Source organism: Paraburkholderia sp. BL27I4N3 (assembly GCF_003386115.1).
GTDB lineage: Bacteria > Pseudomonadota > Gammaproteobacteria > Burkholderiales > Burkholderiaceae > Paraburkholderia.
On the sequence record NZ_QREJ01000001.1, the window covers coordinates 880040 to 896356 of the forward strand.

15 protein-coding genes are annotated in these 16317 nt (G+C 64.8%); 6 read left to right on the top strand and 9 right to left on the bottom strand.

Annotated features, from left to right (window positions below; genetic code table 11):
- The gene (locus tag B0G71_RS04015; protein WP_116148312.1) at nucleotides 1–1581 is read right to left on the bottom strand and encodes an efflux transporter outer membrane subunit; all 1581 of its coding nucleotides are present in this window, start codon (nucleotides 1579–1581) and stop codon (nucleotides 1–3) included.
- A 155-nt stretch (nucleotides 1582–1736) separates the two neighbouring features.
- On the opposite strand from B0G71_RS04015, the gene B0G71_RS04020 reads away from it, so the two are divergent.
- Both B0G71_RS04020 and B0G71_RS41225 read left to right on the top strand, forming a co-directional pair.
- On the top strand, nucleotides 1737–2675 hold the full coding sequence (locus B0G71_RS04020) for a LysR family transcriptional regulator (RefSeq protein ID WP_106286393.1): 939 nt from the start codon (nucleotides 1737–1739) through the stop codon (nucleotides 2673–2675).
- A gap of 228 nt (nucleotides 2676–2903) precedes the next feature.
- Nucleotides 2904–3062, top strand: a complete 159-nt coding sequence (locus B0G71_RS41225) for a hypothetical protein (RefSeq protein WP_166679038.1) — start codon at nucleotides 2904–2906, stop codon at nucleotides 3060–3062.
- Nucleotides 3063–3235: 173 nt separating this feature from the next.
- Here B0G71_RS41225 and B0G71_RS04025 read toward each other — a convergent pair whose 3' ends face one another.
- From B0G71_RS04025 to wrbA, 5 genes are all read right to left on the bottom strand, one after another.
- Nucleotides 3236–3958, bottom strand: a complete 723-nt coding sequence (locus B0G71_RS04025) for an SOS response-associated peptidase (RefSeq protein WP_116139897.1) — start codon at nucleotides 3956–3958, stop codon at nucleotides 3236–3238.
- Between the two features lie 314 nt (nucleotides 3959–4272).
- Nucleotides 4273–5079 (bottom strand): metallophosphoesterase, encoded by an 807-nt coding sequence (locus B0G71_RS04030; RefSeq protein ID WP_116148313.1) that lies wholly within the window; start codon nucleotides 5077–5079, stop codon nucleotides 4273–4275.
- A gap of 49 nt (nucleotides 5080–5128) precedes the next feature.
- Complete coding sequence (locus B0G71_RS04035; RefSeq protein ID WP_116139899.1) at nucleotides 5129–6547, bottom strand: FAD-binding oxidoreductase; 1419 nt, start codon at nucleotides 6545–6547, stop codon at nucleotides 5129–5131.
- A 55-nt stretch (nucleotides 6548–6602) separates the two neighbouring features.
- Nucleotides 6603–7127, bottom strand: a complete 525-nt coding sequence (locus B0G71_RS04040; protein ID WP_116139901.1) for a DUF2069 domain-containing protein — start codon at nucleotides 7125–7127, stop codon at nucleotides 6603–6605.
- Nucleotides 7124–7726, bottom strand: a complete 603-nt coding sequence (wrbA, locus tag B0G71_RS04045; protein ID WP_106309597.1) for an NAD(P)H:quinone oxidoreductase — start codon at nucleotides 7724–7726, stop codon at nucleotides 7124–7126. The genes B0G71_RS04040 and wrbA overlap by 4 nt, the downstream gene beginning before the upstream one ends.
- Before the next feature lie 121 nt (nucleotides 7727–7847).
- Here wrbA and B0G71_RS04050 point away from each other — a divergent pair, with 121 nt between their 5' ends.
- A complete protein-coding gene (locus B0G71_RS04050; protein ID WP_181196774.1) occupies nucleotides 7848–9161 on the top strand; it encodes a YihY family inner membrane protein in 1314 nt (437 codons plus the stop codon).
- 44 nt (nucleotides 9162–9205) lie between these two features.
- Here the strand turns inward: B0G71_RS04050 and B0G71_RS04055 are convergent, their stop codons facing one another.
- From B0G71_RS04055 to B0G71_RS04070, 3 genes are all read right to left on the bottom strand, one after another.
- On the bottom strand, nucleotides 9206–9526 hold the full coding sequence (locus B0G71_RS04055) for an Mpo1-like protein (protein WP_012433756.1): 321 nt from the start codon (nucleotides 9524–9526) through the stop codon (nucleotides 9206–9208).
- A gap of 177 nt (nucleotides 9527–9703) precedes the next feature.
- Nucleotides 9704–10537, bottom strand: a complete 834-nt coding sequence (locus tag B0G71_RS04065; protein WP_116139905.1) for an alpha/beta fold hydrolase — start codon at nucleotides 10535–10537, stop codon at nucleotides 9704–9706.
- A complete protein-coding gene (locus B0G71_RS04070) occupies nucleotides 10534–11868 on the bottom strand; it encodes an O-acetylhomoserine aminocarboxypropyltransferase (protein ID WP_116139907.1) in 1335 nt (444 codons plus the stop codon). The genes B0G71_RS04065 and B0G71_RS04070 overlap by 4 nt, the downstream gene beginning before the upstream one ends.
- A 240-nt stretch (nucleotides 11869–12108) precedes the next feature.
- On the opposite strand from B0G71_RS04070, the gene B0G71_RS04075 reads away from it, so the two are divergent.
- The 3 genes from B0G71_RS04075 (at nucleotide 12109) to aroC (ending at nucleotide 16278) form a co-directional block, all read left to right on the top strand.
- Complete coding sequence (locus B0G71_RS04075) at nucleotides 12109–12570, top strand: CBS domain-containing protein (protein WP_012433753.1); 462 nt, start codon at nucleotides 12109–12111, stop codon at nucleotides 12568–12570.
- A gap of 294 nt (nucleotides 12571–12864) precedes the next feature.
- On the top strand, nucleotides 12865–14802 hold the full coding sequence (locus B0G71_RS04080; RefSeq protein ID WP_116139909.1) for an MFS transporter: 1938 nt from the start codon (nucleotides 12865–12867) through the stop codon (nucleotides 14800–14802).
- A gap of 375 nt (nucleotides 14803–15177) precedes the next feature.
- Nucleotides 15178–16278 (top strand): chorismate synthase, encoded by a 1101-nt coding sequence (gene aroC, locus B0G71_RS04085; protein WP_116139911.1) that lies wholly within the window; start codon nucleotides 15178–15180, stop codon nucleotides 16276–16278.
- Nucleotides 16279–16317 lie beyond the last annotated feature (39 nt).

Consider the following 16317-nt stretch of genomic DNA (forward strand, 5'->3'; position numbering starts at 1 on the left):
TCAGCTTCCTGACTTAGACGGCCGGGCAGCGGCATTAGTGCTCGCCGACGCGTTCGCCGGCAAAACGCCAACAGCCGAACTCGCCACTTTCCCCTTCCCATGCGCCGGCAGCGTCTCATTCGCCTGCGGACCGTTAGCCGGGTCGTCGAGTCCCCCGCCCAACGCCGTGACCAGCGACGCATGCGCACCCAGCCGCTCGGCCTGAATCTTCGCCACGCCTTCCTGCGCGCGCAGCAACTGGTTCTGCGCGATGAGCACGTTCAGATAATCGGTCAGGCCGCGCCGATATCCTTCGCGCGACAAATCGTAATTCTTGCGGGCCGCCGCGACCGAACGGTCGGCATCCTCGGCCTGCGTGGCAAGCGAACGGATGCGGATCACCTGATCGGAAATGTCCTTGAGCGCGCCGACAATCGACTGGTTATAGCTCTCGACGGCCTCGTCATAGCCCGCCGACGCCGCGCCGAGTTGCGAACGCAGCCGTCCGCCATCGAGGATCGGCAGCGACAGCGCCGGCCCCGCGCTCCAGCTATGCGACGGACTCTTCAGGAACTGGAACAGCGGCCCCATCGCCGCATAACCGCCGATCGACGCCAGCAGGTTGATGTCCGGGTAGAAGTCCGCCTTGGCGACATCGATGCCGCGCGCTTGCGCCGCGACCGTCCAGCGCGCCGCGACCACGTCCGGCCGATGGCCGATCAGGTCCGCGGGCAACGCGCTCGGCAGACCGGCAGGCCCCATCTCGAGCGACAGGCTCGGGCGCTGGATCGAATCGCCCGCGCCCGGACCCTTGCCGGCCAGCGCGGCCAGCTGGTTGCGGCCGAGCGCGATCTTTTCTTCGATTTCGTCGATCTGGCGTTCGTATTCCGGCAGCGGCGTTTCGGCCTGGCTCACTTCGAGCTGCGTGCCGATGCCGCCTTTCAGACGCCGGTTGGCCAGATCCGCGATTTGCTGCTGTTGCTGCAAGGTAGCCTTGGCGATGTCGAGCAGCGCGTAGTTCAGCGACATCTCGATGTACGTGCGCACCACGTTGCCTTCCAGTTCGAGCTGGGCAGCGCGGGCATCCGCCGAACTCGCGTGCGCGGCGTCCAAAGCGCGCTCGGCGGCGTTCTTGTCCTTGCCCCAGATGTCGAGGTGATACGACAGGCCGAGCGTGCCGGTGTTGTTCCACGATTGCTCGCCGGCCAGCGGGCCCGGGCCGTAGTAAAGATTGTCGGCCCACTTCTGGCGCTGGATCGACAGGCTGCCGTTTACTTGCGGCGACAGCGCCGCGCGGGCCACGCCGGCCATCGACATGGCTTCGCGCACGCGCGCCTGGGCGGCGGCGAGGCTGGGGTTGCCCGTTTGCGCGTCTTCGATCCATTGGTTCAGCTGTGGATCGTTATAGGCGCGCCACCAGTCGACCGCGGGCCATTGGGCGTCCGCATTGGCCGCGCGGATCGCGTTGCCCGCGTCGAGCGAAGCGGGTTCGATTCCGCTGGCCTGCGGCGCGACGCCTCCGGTACTTGCACAGCCGGCGATTGTTAATAGGATCGTAAGAACCGCGGCTGCGGCGATCCCTTTCTGTACCGGAGACTGCACGATTTCCTCCAAAATTGACTATAGAAGCATGTGCGCCATTATATTTTTTGATTGATTGGGGAATAACCGGTAAAGATGCAAGGCATTTTTACGAGATATGAGACAATCGCCTTTGCGAATCGTGTAACAATCGCCTCAGATTACTAGGGAAAGTTATGGATACGCTTCAAAACATGCGCGTATTTGTCCGTGTCGTCGAAGCGGGCAGCTTCACGGGCGCCGCGCAGCATCTGAATACGACCACGGCCTACGCGTCGCGCGCGGTGTCCGATCTGGAAGCGCATCTGCGCACGCGCCTGTTGAACCGCACCACGCGCCGCATCGCGCTGACCGAGGCCGGCGAGCGCTACCTGCAACGCTGCGAGCAGATCCTCGCGTACGTGGACCAGGCGGAAGCCGAGGCGAGCGACGCCCACGCCCGCCCGTCCGGCAAGCTGAAGGTCCACGCCATGACGAGCTTCGGCCAGCACTATGTGGTGCCGGCCGTCGGCCGCTATCAGGACCGTTACCCGGACGTGCAAATCGAATTGACGCTGGCGCAGCGCATGCCCGATCTGCTCGACGAAGGCTTCGACGTATCGCTCACGCTCGCCACCGGTCTGCCGGATTCGGGGCTGGTGTCGCAGCGGCTCGGCAGCGCGTTCAGCATTGCTTGCGCGTCGCCTGCCTATCTGGAGCGGCACGGCGTGCCGCAAACGCCGGCGGACCTCTCGCGCCACGCATGTCTGCAAATGGTCACGCCGGTGTTCCCGACCGACAAGTGGACTTTCGACGGCCCGAACGGTGAGGAAACCATCGCTCTTGGCGCGACCACGTTTCAGGTGAACGTGGCCGAAGCGATGGCGGTGGCCGTGTCGAGCGGCATGGGCGTCGGGCTGATTCCGATCTACTCGGCGATCAGTGGTTTGCGAAAGGGCGAACTCGTTTGGCTGCTGCCGGAATACACGTCGCAGGAAATGAACCTGTACGCGTTGTACCCGTCGCGGCAGTATCTGGACGCCAAGATTCGCACGTGGGTCGAATTCCTGCGCGACGAATTGCCCGCCACGCTGGCCGCGGACCAGGAGGAGTTGCGCGAGTTCGCGCGGACCTGAAGCCTCGCCGTGCGCGGGTTCCGAGGATTGTCGACGTCCGCTGGGAGTTGGCGCGAGCGCCTGTTACATAACTGCCGCGCCGCAACATTTCCTTACTTCTGCCGTGCGGTCGATTTGCTAACGTGTCGTTCATGCGCTGCCGTCTTACACCGCGCGCACCGGACGCGCTGAGTTCGCCGTGGTTCGGCAAATCGCTACAAATCGCAACGACAGAAGGACGAGGGATTCATGGATACGCATCTGATGATCGGCGTGGCCGTCATGTTTGGCTTGATCGGGATTGCCGCGTCGCGCGATTTGCTGCGCCGGCTGCGCGAACAGCAGCCGCAACTGGTGCCGGTCAAGGTCGAACGCCCGGATTTGCAGGGGCAGCGGCGCGATCGTTGAGATTCGACGTGGCGCCTCGCTAGCGGGCAGCCTGTTTTCTGTCCTTGGGGTGACGGAGTTGATCCGGGCTCACGTCCCTCGCTTACGTTGAGCTTTGCGCGCGGCGATTGGGCGCTTAAGCTTTGGGCCGCCGTGGTTCACCCGCCTTCCGCGCCCCTATCAGGCGCTCAAATTCAGCTTACTGCTGCGATCAGACCCGGCTCGTCGTTCAGCGTGCGGTCCACTTCGTGGCTCACTCTATGCCAACAAAAGCGCGCGGCGGCGATGCCGGCGGTGCGCGTCAGCTGCTCAAGTTCATCGAGCGGCAATTCAGGGTCCAGCCAGCGGCGCGCCGCGTCCGGCGCGAATGCCAGCGGACGGCGGTCGTGCACGTCGACGAGACCCGCGTCGGCGACCGCCGTCACGATCACCATCCCCATGCCTTCCGTTTGCGGTTCAGTGCCGCGCACGCTCGAGAGCGCGGCGAGATACATGGGCGCGTCGCTCTTCAAATGCACGAAGTAGGGCTGGCGGCCTGGCGGCTCGTCTAGTCTGTCTTTACGATCCTCGATGGTGGACACGGCCGCGGTTTCCATGCGCCACTCGAACCAGCCGTCTGCCGGCACCAATACCCGTCCGGTTTTCCACAACTCCTTGAAGTAGCGCCCGTTCGGCGCGGCGTCGGCGCGTGCATTGATCGTCTGCGGCAGATGCTGTTCGCGCGCCCAGTCAGGGCAATAACCCCAGTGGATTGCGTGCACTGTTTGATCCGGGTAGATGGCGAGCGGGTGGGTGCCGGGCGCGAGGTTGTAGCCGGGACGGCGGTCGGCGGCATCGAAGAGCATGAGCGGGTCGGCGAGGCCGAGGTGCTCGGCGTAGAAACGCGGCTCGCGATACTGGCTGATTCGACCACACATGAGCGACCTCCGGGGACGACCGGCCTGGGTTCCGATAACCGCGGCCGGATAACCGCGATTCGACAACCTACGACAGCGTAGTGCGTGCTGTGCGGGCGCGCTATTCAGATCGGCCCCAACGCGGCAAATATGCCGAGGGACTCGAGTCGGCCCGAGTGGCTCTAAGCGGATCCAATCCATGCCGATTCAAGCCAAGCGGATTTAAGCGAAGCCGACCCGGGCAACGCCGCCCCGGCCAAGCCGAACCCAGCCCAGCCGTCCCGAGCGATCAGCGGCGCCAAGTCGTGCGCGCCCCAAGTCACCTGAAGCGACTGCTAAATCTCGACGACCTTATCCCACGCAAAAAGCGGATTCTCCAACTGGCCAGTACGCCGGTCGCGATAGCCGCGCGGATTGCAGACCACGCGCGTGCCGTTCACGCTGTAGTCGAACGGCGTATGAGTATGCCCATGAATCCACAGCGCGACAGGCGGCCCCACGAGGTCCGGCAAGTGATTGACGAAGCCCGCCGACACGAGGTCTTGTGCATAGCGCTCGGCCAGACTCAGCCGATGCGGCGCGTGATGCGTAACGACGATCGTCTTGCCGCCGAACGGTTGGGCCAGTTCGCTTTCGAGCCAGGCGCGCGCTTGCCGGTGCAACGCAAGCGAGTCGCCGGGCGTGAAGTCGCGCGTGGCGTCGTGGGTGTCGTGCGGCCAGTTCATCTGGATCAGTCCGCGGAAGTCGAGCATCACCTTTCGCGACGCCTCGATCGATTCGGCGAGCATGTCCGGATCGCTTCCGTACAACGCGAAGTCGGTCCACAAGGTCGTGCCGAGCACGCGCCACCGGCCTTGCGGGTCGACCAGCGCAGCGTTGTTCAAGACGTGCACGTTATCGACCTGCGCTGCCGCGTCATAAAGCGCGGCGTCTAGCGCGCCGAACTCGCCGTCGTAGTACTCGTGATTGCCGGGCACGTAGACCACCGGCACGGCGCCGTCGAAAGTTTGCGCGGCCCAGCGCGGTCCGGCCGCGTGATTGTGGATGTCGCCGGCGAGCACGATCAGATCCGCCTGTGCATGCGGGATCAGCTCAGGCTCGTCGTTCTCCAGATGCAGATCGGACAGCACTCGAATCTTCACGACCACGACTCCTGCAATGGCCTCCGCAAGGGACGCGGAGCTTCAGACGCTAGCGTAGCACCTTGCCTGGATTCATCAGATTCAGCGGATCGAGCGCGTGTTTGACGGTTCGCATCAACTGCACCTCGACGTCCTGCTTGTAGTGCATCGCCTCGTCGATCTTCAACTGGCCGAGCCCGTGTTCCGCGCTGATGCTGCCGCGATGCCGGTGCACGCTGTCGTAGACAATCCGGTTGATCGGGCTCTGGTATTGCCTGAGGAACGCTTTCGCGTCACCGCCCTCGGGCGCCTGCACGTTGTAGTGCAGATTGCCGTCGCCGAGATGGCCGAACGTCACCATGCGCGCGCCGGGCACGGCCTGCGCGATCGCCGCGTCGGTTTCCTCGATGAAGTGGCCGATACTCGAGATCGGCACCGCGATATCGTGCTTGATGTTCAGGCCTTCCTCGGCCTGGGCGAGCGGTATGTGCTCACGCAGATTCCAGAACGCCCGCGACTGGCTGAGATTTTCCGCGACCACCGCGTCTTGCACCAGGCCGTTTTCGAGCGCCGTCTCCATCAGACGCTCGAACAGTTGGCGCGCGTGTTCCTCGCTTTCGCTGTCCGACAGTTCGAGCAGCACGACTTGCGCGTGCGGCTCGGCGAACGGATAGCGCATCTGCTCGAAATGCCGGCCGACCAGCCGCAGGCAGAAATCGGACATCAATTCGAAACCGGTCAACAGCGGCCCGGCGGCACGCTGTGTGAGCGACAGAAAGTCGAGCGCGGCATGCGGCGACGCGAGCGCGGCGAGCGCCGTGACGCGCGCGGCCGGTTGCGGATGCAACTTGAGCACGGCGGCGGTGATGATGCCGAGCGTACCTTCCGCGCCGATGAACAGGTCACGCAGATCGTAGCCGGTGTTGTCCTTGCGCAGTCCGCGCAGGCCGTCCCACAGTTCGCCTTGCGGCGTGACCACTTCGAGCCCGATGCACAACTCGCGGGCGTTGCCGTAGCGGAGCACGCCGGTGCCGCCCGCATTGGTGGCGAGATTGCCGCCGATCGTGCAGCTGCCTTCGGCGGCGAGGCTCAAGGGGAAGAGGCGGCCGGCCTCGTCGGCGTGCTTCTGCACTTCGGCGAGAATCACGCCGGCTTCGACCGTGATCGTATTGTTTTGCGGATCGATATCGCGCACCCGGTTCAGACGCCGCAAGCTGATGACCGCCTGCGCGCCGCTTGCGTCCGGCGTGGCGCCGCCGGCAAGGCCCGTGTTGCCGCCTTGCGGAACCAGCGCGATGCGATGTTCGACGGCGAGCTTCACGAGTGTCGCGACTTCGTCAGGCGTGGCCGGGCACAGCACCGCGCACGCCGCGCCGGTGTAGCGGCGGCGCCAGTCGGTCAGATACGGAGCGGTGTCATGCGGAACGGTCAGCACCTGCGCGGCGCCGATGGCGTCGCGGCAGGCGGCGAGAAAAGCGGTTTGGGTCATGTCGGTCGGTCAGCGTATTCGGGCGGAAATGTCGGGCGAGGCGGAGCGTCTTTTGTCAGCCGGACGGATTGGCGTGATTTGCCGGCTCGCTTCCGGCGTGATTGGCTGGCTGAATTTCGGGCTGAATTGCAGCCTGCTTTGCTGCTCGTTTCGCCGCGCGTTTGAACGGCGCGACATAGGCCAGCGAGCAGACGAAGAAGACCACGGAGAGCACGGCCTCAAGCCAGCCGAGCCCTGCGCTCGGCCCGCGGTCGCTCCAGCCACGCACAACGCCTTCGGCAAAATACAGCAGGATCAGCATCGACGCCCATTGCAGCGTATAAAGCCGATGCCGCCAGACGCCAGGCAACGCGAGCAGCAACGGCACCGCCTTGAGCACCAGCGCCGAACCGCCGGGACGCAGCGGCGCGAGCCACCATTCCCACACGACGGACACGACGATCAGCGCAACCAGGGTCGTGGTGGCGCCGAGCGCGGCGGCGCGATTTCGCGGCACGGGCGGAGCGCTCGGAGGCGCGGGCGCCCGCGTTGCGGTGTCGGCGTTCGACGCGCCGGCCGGTTGCGCGTGCGGCTCGTTCACGGCCTTTCACTCATGGATGCCGCCGTGCGCGCGACACGCGCGCCGAGCGCGATGGCGAGCGTCTTCTCGTCCGCGGAGATACCGTGTTCGGCGCTGCCCGCGCGCGCGAAATGCGACGCGCCGTACGGCGTGCCGCCGGTTTGCGTGGTGCTCAATGCGCTCTCCGTGTACGGAATGCCGACGATCAGCATGCCGTGATGCAGAAGCGGCAGCATCATGGAGAGCAGGGTGGACTCCTGGCCGCCGTGCAAACTGCCGGTGGACGTGAACACGCAAGCGGGTTTGCCGGCAAGCGCGCCGGACAGCCACTGCGGCGTGGTGCCGTCGAGGAAATATTTGAGCGACGCGGCCATGTTGCCGAAGCGGGTAGGCGAACCGAGTGCGAGACCGGCGCAATCTTCGAGGTCGCGCAGTTCGACGTAGGGCGGCCCCTCGGCGGGAATATCGGGCTGGGTCGCTTCGCAGACGGTGGACACCGCCGGCACGGTACGCACGCGCGCCTGCATGCCGGGAACGCTGTCGACGCCGTGCGCGATCGCCAGCGCGAGCTCGCGCGTGGCGCCGTGACGGCTGTAATAGAGCACGAGAATGTCTTTCATAGGCCTCATCGGTGAACGGGTATTATAGGGGCTGGGTCCGCTCCACAGGCCGCCCATAGCCATTCGGCCAGGTCTCGCGCGCGGTCCTGTCATACCGGTGCATGCAGCAAGGAGGTGGGGTTTGTTGTCCAGGGTGCGTTTCGATCTCGACACGCTCAAACGGCTCGCGCAATTTGCCGCGCAGCGCAGTAGCGAAGACCGCATTCCGCAGGTGGCCGGCAGCCTTACGTTCACCACCATGCTCTCGCTCGTGCCGCTCGCGACGGTTGCGTTCGCGCTGTTCACCGCGTTTCCGATCTTTGCTTCGTTCCAGATGTCGCTGCAGATTTTTCTTGCCGACCATCTGATGCCCGCGCAGCTCAACAGTCAGATTTTTAACTATCTGAATCAGTTTGCGTCGAAGGCGAAGGGCCTCACGACCATCGGCATGATCTTTCTGTTCGTCACCGCCGTGATGACGATGATGACGGTCGAATCCGCTTTCAACGTGATCTGGCGCGTGCGCAAAGCGCGGCCTATCGCGCAGCGCATTCTGGTGTACTGGGCGATCATCACGCTCGGGCCGATTCTGATCGGCGTGAGTTTGTCGATATCGTCGTATCTGTTCACGCAGTCCATGACCTTCACGGCGGCGCAACGCATGACGCCCGTCATCGAGTGGGCGCTCGCGGGCGCGGCGCTACCGCTCACCGCGCTCGCCTTCACGATTCTCTATGTCTACCTGCCGAATTGCCGCGTGGAATGGCGCGACGCGGTGATTGGCGGCGTGACCGCGGCGATCGCCTTCGAACTGGCGAAGCGCGGCTTCGGCTATTACGTGCGGCGCATTCCGACCTACACCGCGGTGTACGGCGCATTCGCGGCCGTGCCGCTATTCCTGGTGTGGATGTATCTGTGCTGGTTCATCACGCTTGCCGGCGCGATGATCGCGTCCGCGTTGCCGGCCATTCGCATCGGCCAGTTTCATCGGCCCACCTTCGAGGGCAGCAATCTGTTCGACTCGCTCGAACTGCTCGCGCGGCTCTCGGAAGCGCGTGAGGCAGGCAAGCGCGGCTACACCGTACCCGAACTTTCGCGAATGCTTCGACGCGATATGGACACCACCATCAACCTGCTGCAGAAACTCGAGGAGATCGAATGGATCGCGCGTTTGCAGGAGGACGGCATGCGTCCGCACTTCCTGTTGCTGGCGAATCCGGCGCAGATCACGGTTGAGCGCCTGTTCGAGCTGTTCGTGATCGACCGCGCCGAACTCGAGTATCAACTGCAACTGGCGTCCACGCGCGTGGATGGCCAGATGCTGCTGGCGGCGCTGGAAAACGACAAGCTGAAAGTCACACTCGCCGCGTTGATGACCGCGCGCGCGGCCGCTCGTGCGGCGCCTGCCGAGCAGAGCGAACCCGGCACACCTTCCATGCCGCATCAGGCGGCTTGAGTCGCACGGAATGCGTACTGCCGGCGCTGAAAACCAGGGCATCGCTACAGCGAAATCTTGCCGACGCAGATGTCCTTGAACATCACCCAGTCGCCCATCAGGCTGTAAAGCGGATGCCGGAAGGTAGCCGGCCGGTTCTTCTCGAAGAAGAAATGCCCGACCCAGGCGAAGCCGTACCCGCAGATCACGGCGGCGGGCAGCCATAGCCAGTCGCCAGTGGCGAGCGCCATGGCGAGACAGCCGATCACGCCGAGCGATCCCACGAAATGCAGCCGCCGCGAGACCGTGTTGCGATGCTCGCTCAGATAGTACGGATAGAACTCCGCGAAACTCGCGAAGTGATCGGTGTGCGCGGTTTGAGCCATCACGGCCTCCGGATTGCGACGCTTCTCGATGCTTCAGCGCGTACGAATATGCAGATGCACGCGCTCGAAACAGGACAGGCTTGGCCCATTGTGCGGCTATCGCCCGTCGCGCGCAACCTGGCCATTCGGCCGATGGCGCGCCGCTCCCCGCGCGGTTATCGTGATGGCTCGTGACGTCTATCGGACCTCGCGAGGCGCTCTGGAAGCGAAGCCGAAGAGGGCGTCGAGCGTGGCGTCGGGTTGCTCGGACATGAGCGCGTGACCGGCTTCGAGCGTGACCGTGTCGACCGGTACGCCCGCCTGAGCCAGGGCGCCCGCAAGTGCTTTGGCGGCGCGCGGCGGCGTCATCGCATCGCGCCGGCCGACGATCAGGCGTACGGCACAGCGCACCTGCGCGGCGCGGGCGAGGCCGTCCGCGTAGCTGTTGCAGGCGGCGAAGTCGGTGTGGAACAGGTTCGGCTCGCCGCTCGCGGAGACACGCTCCATCAAACGCTGGTTCATGCCGTGCAGCCAGAAGCCGGGGCCGGGGCAAGAGGGTTTGGCTGCGAAGGTCGAATGCGACCATTGATTGACCATGGCGATCGCTTCGGGCTCACGGTGCCAGGCGGCGTCGAGCAGCGCGTCGGAGACGGCCATCGGAATCGCCGTGGCAAGCAGGGCGAGATGCGTTGCCCGTTCCGGATAGCGGCCGGCGAAGTCGAGCGCGATCAGCGAGCCCATGCTGTGGCCGGCCACGAAGGCGCGTTGCACACCGGCGGCGTTGAGCAGCGCGGCCAGCCAGTCGGCCATGGCCGGCACGGTGGTCAGCGCCGGGCCGCCACTGCGGCAGTGACCGGGCAGATCCACGGCCAGCACGTTGAAGCCGTGATGCGCGAAGTAGCGCGTTTGCAGCGCCCACACGCTGTGATCGTGCTCGGCGCCGTGGATGAAGACGGCGGTCGGCAGGTTCGCATCGAACGCTTTGCCGCCTGTGTATGCGTAGGCGGGTTTGCCTTGGACGGTCAGGATCATGCTGACTCCGGGCGGAGTTGGGCGGCTGTGCCGCCGTGCGGCGCGCTCGCTTTCTGTGCGGCTTTCAACGCGCGCTTGAGGTCGTCGATCAGATCGTCCGGGTCTTCGAGGCCGATCGAGAGGCGGATCGTGCCTTCGGCGATGCCGGCCGCGGCGAGCGCGGCGGCGTCCATGCGAAAGTGCGTGGTCGATGCGGGATGGATCACGAGCGAGCGCGCGTCGCCCACGTTCGCGAGATGCGAGAACAGCGAGAGCGCCTCGATGAAACTGCGCCCGGCGGCGCGGTCGCCGCGCAGATTGAAGCTGAACACCGCGCCGGCGCCGCGCGGCAGCAGGCGCTTCGCAAGGGCGTGATCCGGGTGCGTCGGCAACTCCGGATAGGCGACCGATTCGACTGCCGCGTGACCGGCCAGGAATTCGACCACGCGGCGTGTATTGGCAACGTGCCGCTCCATCCGCAATGGCAGCGTTTCGATGCCTTGCAGCAGTTGCCACGCGGCCTGTGGATGCAGGCAGGCGCCGAAGTCGCGCAGGCCTTCGCGGCGTGCTCGCAGAAGGAACGGCGCGACGGTGCTTTCCTCGCTGAACACCATGCCGTGAAAGCCGTCGTAAGGCTCGGTGAATTCGGGAAAACGCCCGGAGGCTTCGAAGTCGAACGTGCCGCCGTCCACCAGCACGCCGCCGATCGTCGTGCCATGGCCGCCGAGAAATTTGGTGGCCGAGTGATAAACGAAGTCCGCGCCGTGTTCGAACGGTCTAAGCAGATAAGGCGTGGTGAACGTCGAGTCGACCAGCAGCGGCACGCGGTGCTCATGCGCGATCTGCGCCACGGCGGCGATATCGAGCACGTCGAGGCCCGGATTGCCGAGTGTTTCGCCGAACAGCAACCGCGTATTCGGACGCAGCGCGGCGCGCCACGCGTCGAGGTCGCCGGGCTTGACGAAGGTCGTCTCGATACCGAAGCGCCGCAACGTGTAGTGCAGCAGATTGTGCGAGCCGCCGTACAGCGCGCTGGAGGCGACGATGTGCGAGCCCGCGCCCATCAGCGTGGCGATGGCCAGATGCAAGGCCGCCTGGCCGCTCGCCGTGCCGATCGCGCCCGCGCCGTTTTCCAGCGCGGCGACGCGTTCCTCGAACACGGCCACGGTCGGGTTCGAGATGCGTGAGTACACGTGACCGGCGCGCTCCATATTGAAGAGCGCCGCGGCGTGGTCCGAGTCGCGGAACGAAAACGAGGTAGTCTGGTAAATCGGCGTGGCGCGCGCGCCGGTTGTCGGGTCGGGAGCAGCGCCGGCGTGCAGCGCAAGCGTGTCGAAACGGTTGGCGGACATGCTGGACGGCGAGGCCACGGACGGCCTCGCGAATGGTGAAAGTGGCGGCCATCCTATCACCGGCATGCGGCGCTTCAAGCGCGGTTTTCCCGATGTGGGTGCGCGCGCAAGCACCGCTTCGAACCGGCGAACGCCCGCTGCGCCTTGGTGGGCGGGCCGCTTTCCTTTTATGGGTCTTTCCGCTAGGATCGAAAAACATCGATGCTTTACCAGCTCAGCGGGCACTACGGGAGACAGATCATGCGAGTCAGCGACATCCTCAAAGTCAAAGGCAATACCCTATTTACGGTCACGCCGGATACCACGCTGCACGACGCAGTCAATGCCATGGCCGAGCACGACATCGGCTCGCTGGTGGTGATGGAGTACGGCGACCTCGTCGGCATGCTCACATTCCGCGAAATCATGCTGACGCTGAGCAAGAATGGCGGCAGCGTCGGCACTTCCACGATCCGCAAGGTGATGGACGACCATCCGCTCACCTGCACGCCGGAAACGGACGTCAACGAAGTCCGCCGCATGATGCTCGAGCATCACGTGCGTTATCTGCCGGTGCTGGAAAGCCGCACGCTAATGGGCGTGATTTCGTTCTACGACGTCGCCAAGGCAGTGGTCGAAGAGCAGGGTTTCGAAAACCGCATGCTCAAGGCCTATATCCGCGACTGGCCGGAAGAACAGCAGGAACAGCAGCCCGCGCGTTAATGCGCGGCGATTCACTGCGACGCGCTGGTCGTTGCTGTGAGCGCGAAAAGGCAGTCGAGGCGCGCGCGAAAGCGTGCGCTTTTTTTGTGTCCGGCGCTGGGTTCCGCCTCATGTGGAGTTTGGTGTCCAGTTCGGTGCCTGGCTCGACGCCGAGGCGCGCGTGAGCGCGCGTAATGGGTTTGCAGTCCGGGGTTTGCAATCCGGCACCGCGCGCCGCCCGGCGACCCGCCCACACGCAACCCCGTGCATGGCACTTTCTTCCATGTCGTTCTTCCAGCCTGTGTTTGGAATTCCATGAGCGATCGTCCGTTACCTGCTGCCCGCCGCGCTGCCCGTCAACACGAGGCGCACGAATCCCAGTTCCGGCTGCTCAGTCAGCGCCGTTTCGCGCCGTTTTTCTGGACCCAGTTCCTCGGCGCGATGAACGACAACGTGTTCAAGATCGGCTTCACGTCGCTTGTCACGTATCAGGCGGCGCGCTTTTCCGGAGTCGATCCGAAAACGGCGGCGTTCCTGATCTCGGCCATTTTCATTCTGCCGTTCGTGCTGCTGTCGGCCACCTCCGGCCAGATCGCCGACAAGTACGACAAGGCAATGCTCACGCGCTTCGTCAAGAGCTTCGAAATCGTCGTGATGCTGATCGGCGGCGCGGGTTTCTGGCTGCATAGCGCGCCGCTCCTGTACCTGTGCACGTTTCTGATGGGCGTGCACTCCACCGTGTTCGGGCCGGTCAAATACTCCTATTTGCCGCAGCATCTGACGAAGGCTGAACTGGTCGGCGGCAATGGCATGGTAGAAATGGGCACCTTCGTGGCGATCCTGATCGGTACGATCGTCGGCGGGGTGGGCGCGGGTTTTGTCGAACACGGCGTGGTGGTGCTGGCCAGCGCGTGCGTCGCGATCGCGCTGGTGGGGCGCGTCGTGTCGAGCTTCGTGCCGGCCACGCCGGCGCCGCAGGCCGATTTGCGCATCAACTGGAATCCGGTCAGCGAGACGTGGCGCAACCTCAAACTGGCGCACGAGAATCGCACCGTGTTTCTGAGTCTGCTCGGGATTTCCTGGTTGTGGTTCGTCGGCGCGATTTTTCTGTCGTCGTTTTTCAGTTTCGCGAAGAATGTGCTGTCCGCCGATCCGGACGTCGTGACTGTGCTGCTCGGCACCTTCTCGATCGGCATCGGCCTCGGCTCGCTGATGTGCGAAAAGCTCTCGAAGCGGCGCATCGAAATCGGGCTCGTGCCGCTCGGTTCGATCGGCATGAGCGTGTTCGCGATCGACCTGTTTTTCGCTAGCCACGCGTTGCCACTGCCGGGACATTTGCTGAGCGTCGGCGAGTTCATTCTGCAGCCCGCGCACTGGCGAGTGCTGGCCGATCTGTTCCTGCTCGCCATGTTCGGCGGCTTCTACAGCGTGCCGCTGTATGCGCTGATCCAGAGCCGCAGCCAGCCGAGCCACCGTGCGCGCATCATCGCGGCGAACAATATCCTGAACTCGCTGTTCATGATCGTCTCGTCGCTGATGGCCGTCGCTCTGACTTCTGCTGGCTTCAGCATTCCCGCGATTTTCCTCGTCACCGCGCTCCTCAATATCGTGGTGGCGACGTATATCTACTCGCTGGTGCCGGAGTTTTTGCTGCGCTTCATCGCGTGGGTGCTGGTGCACACGTTCTACCGGATTCGCCTCGTCCATGCCGAGCGCATTCCGGAAGAAGGCGCGGCCGTGCTGGTCTGCAATCACGTGAGTTTCGTCGACGCGATCGTCATCATGGCCGAGAGCCCGCGGCCGATCCGTTTCGTGATGGACCACCAGATCTTCAAATCGCCGTTCGCCGGCTGGGTGTTCCGTCACGCCAAGGCAATTCCTATCGCGCCCGCGCATCAGGACCCCCAGCTGCTGACGCGCGCCTACGAGCGCTGCGCGCAGGCGCTCGCGGAGGGCGATCTGGTCTGCATCTTCCCGGAGGGCAAGCTGACCAGAACCGGCGACATGAATCCGTTCCGTCATGGCGTCACCGAGATCATCCGCCGCACGCCGGCGCCGGTCATTCCCATGGCGCTGCGCGGCCTGTGGGGCAGCGTGTTTTCGCGCGCGGGCGACGCGCGCTGGCCGCGGCCGATCCAGAAGGGCGTCATGACTCGCCTGACGCTGGCGGTGGGCGAGCCGATCGAGCCGGCGTTGGCAACGCCGGAGAAGTTGCAGCAGATCGTCATCGAGTTGCGCGGAGCACGGAAGTAGCGTGACCGCCGCGCTAAAGCCCGCGAACGGCATCACGGAAAACGAAAGATGCCGGCGCCGGGCGGGGCTCGGGTGAAAGGTGGTGGAATGCGGGCGCCGGCCAGGTGCAGATTGCCCGGCCAGGCTGTGCGCAATATCGGCGCAGAAATTTCCGATTTGCGATGTTTTGCGTTCCCGCAGCCTGAGTGACTTGGGCCGGCCGCGATGCGAACGTTCCTACATCGCGCGGCATGTGTCCTGACAAACCAGGTGATCGAGCGGGAAGCGCTTGCGCATGCACCCTTGGCCGATCGGCCAAAGCGGCCGCGCGACGCGGTCCAGACGCCACGGGGCTGGCATAATAACGCTTTCCCCGCATTTCTTTGGACGACGCCCATGTCCGGCAACACGCTCGGTACGCTTTTCACTGTCACGACCTTCGGCGAATCGCACGGCCCCGCTATCGGCTGTGTGATCGACGGCTGCCCGCCGGGCATGGCGCTCAACGAAGCCGACATCCAGTTCGAACTCGACCGCCGCAAGCCCGGCACGTCGCGGCACGTCACGCAGCGTCAGGAAGAAGACAAGGTCGAGATTCTGTCGGGCGTGTTCGAAGGCCAGACTACCGGCGCGCCGATCGCGCTCCTGATCCGCAATACGGACCAGCGCAGCAAGGACTACGGCAACATTGCCGACACGTTCCGCCCGGGCCACGCCGACTACACCTATTGGCAGAAATACGGCATCCGCGACTATCGCGGCGGCGGCCGGTCGTCGGCTCGCCTCACGGCGCCGACGGTGGCCGCGGGCGCGGTCGCCAAGAAATGGCTGCGCGAGAAATTCGGCACCGAGATTCGCGGGTATATGGCTGCGCTCGGCGAGATCGACGTGCCGTTCGTCGATTGGGCGCAGGTGCGCGAGAACCCGTTCTTTGCGCCTAACGCGCAGATCGTGCCGCAGCTCGAAGCCTACATGGACGCGCTGCGCAAAGACGGCGACTCGATCGGCGCGCGCATCAACGTCGTGGCGTCGGGCGTGCCGGTCGGCCTCGGCGAGCCGTTGTTCGACCGTCTCGACGCGGACATCGCGCGCGCCATGATGGGCATCAACGCAGTGAAGGGTGTCGAGATCGGCGCGGGCTTTGCCAGCGTCGCGCAGCGCGGCTCGGTGCATGGCGACGAATTGACGCCGGAGGGTTTCGTCGGCAATCACGCGGGCGGTGTGCTCGGCGGTATCTCGACCGGCCAGGACGTGACAGTGTCGATCGCGATCAAGCCGACGTCGAGCATTCGCACTCCGCGCCGCTCGATCGACAAGGCGGGGCAGCCGGTCGTCGTCGAAACGTTCGGACGGCATGACCCGTGCGTCGGCATCCGCGCCACGCCGATCGCTGAATCCATGCTCGCGCTGGTGCTGATCGACCATGCGCTGCGCCGTCGCGCGCAATGCGGCGACGTAGCCGTCAGCACGCCGAAGATCGCGGCGAGCGCGCCTTAACGGGCCTGCTTCGGGCAGATCTGTACCCGTTCTCCGAGG